This window comes from Paenalcaligenes sp. Me52 (assembly GCF_050487965.1).
In the GTDB taxonomy this organism is placed as follows: domain Bacteria; phylum Pseudomonadota; class Gammaproteobacteria; order Burkholderiales; family Burkholderiaceae_B; genus Paenalcaligenes.
In genome coordinates this window covers 1-595 of the sequence record NZ_JBKQFO010000047.1, presented here as the reverse complement: position 1 = coordinate 595, position 595 = coordinate 1, and the positions used below count along the sequence as shown (strand labels likewise).

The window sequence follows — 595 nt, the reverse complement described above, 5'->3', positions numbered from 1 at the left end:
AATAAAGCGCATTTGTTAAAAACTTATTTAACCAGCCGCCATCAGGAAATTAATGAGTGGAATCGCCAGCAAGGTTCTACGGAGTCGGTATTAAACCTGCGCCGAATGACCAATATTGGAACCTTTCGTGCCTATCTGAACGAATATCTACGTAACCATCCGCGGATTCGTAAAGATATGACCTTAATGGTACGCCAACTGGCTCCTGGCGATAACGGTTTACCGCTCGAGATCTATGCGTTTACCAACACCGTGGTGTGGCTGGAATATGAAAGCATTCAGGCTGATATATTCGATCACATATTTGCGATTGTCGAAGAGTTTGGTCTGCGACTTCATCAGTCGCCAACCGGCAATGATATTCGCTCTCTGGCGGGTGCATTTAAGCAGTAATTAAAAAAACCGCTCTTATCGAATGGATGAGAGCGGTTTCGGATGGTTGACATCATTTTGTCGGATACGGCGTGAATGCCTTATTTCCGACGCAGCGTTTTAAATGCTACAAACAGGAATACAATCCACACCGGCAGCAGAATCGCTGACAAGCGCATATCATCCATCGTGCACATCAGCAGCAAAATCATGCCGAGGAAGG

1 pseudogene is annotated in these 595 nt (G+C 45.7%); it reads left to right on the top strand.

Annotated elements, in window-relative coordinates:
* Nucleotides 1–393 (top strand): annotated as a pseudogene (ybdG, locus tag ACLO87_RS16895) (mechanosensitive ion channel YbdG); the annotation flags it as partial.
* Nucleotides 394–595: the final 202 nt, after the last annotated feature.